The organism is Bartonella sp. CE47NXGY (assembly GCF_042195415.1).
Taxonomy (GTDB): Bacteria; Pseudomonadota; Alphaproteobacteria; order Rhizobiales; family Rhizobiaceae; genus Bartonella.
The window spans coordinates 1-689 of the sequence record NZ_JBHIOI010000238.1 but is presented as its reverse complement, the minus strand read 5'-3'; the positions used below and the strand labels follow the sequence as shown (position 1 = coordinate 689).

The 689-nt window shown below is 47.9% G+C and carries 1 protein-coding gene; it reads left to right on the top strand.

The window, feature by feature from the left end:
* Positions 1 to 9 precede the first annotated feature (9 nt).
* A partial coding sequence (locus tag ACFIL3_RS10855) for a DUF4815 domain-containing protein (protein ID WP_375682280.1) occupies positions 10 to 689 on the top strand: 680 nt, incomplete at its 3' end.

Genomic DNA, 689 nt, shown 5'->3' with positions numbered 1-689 from the left:
GGTTTTAATATGAAGCATGAAAGTGGTTTACCCTTTGCAATTGACAGATCTCGCGGCAAAGAGGAACAACAAAGCGTTGTCTTTTATGGCACGCGTCCCTTTATTCAAAGTGGTGAACTCAATGAGGTTCAAACCATCATAAGGGGGCGGCATGACCGATTGGGGCGCCTTGTGGCACAAGAAGGAGACCGCGTTGAACGGGCTGATGCTTTTGTCAACAAAGAGACAAAGACCGTCACTTTAACGGATGGCAAGATTTATATTGCCGGTGATATTTTTCCGGTCTCTGAAGCCGTACTCAACAATGTTGCCATGATTGGGCGCTTGGAAATTGGTGTGAAGCTGCAAAAAAAATGGATAACCCATGAGGATGATCCAGAGTTGTTGGGGCAAGTCCCTGGCACCTTAGCAGAAGGAGAGCCCGGAGCGGCACGCGAAACAGCACAGCTTGTTTGGGCACTGAAAGAGGATGCGCAGAATGGCACTTTCTTTCCGGTTTATATTTTACAAGATGGCGTTTTGATTGATCAAAAATCGCCCTCACTCCTTGAACCCGCCATGCAAGCTATTGCGACGTACGACCGCGCCCATGGGCATTATATCGTGAGTGGCTGCCGTGTAAGTGCATTGGGAGCCAATAACGGTTGCCAAGTGTTTAGTATTCAAGAAGGAGAAGCCAATATCAATGG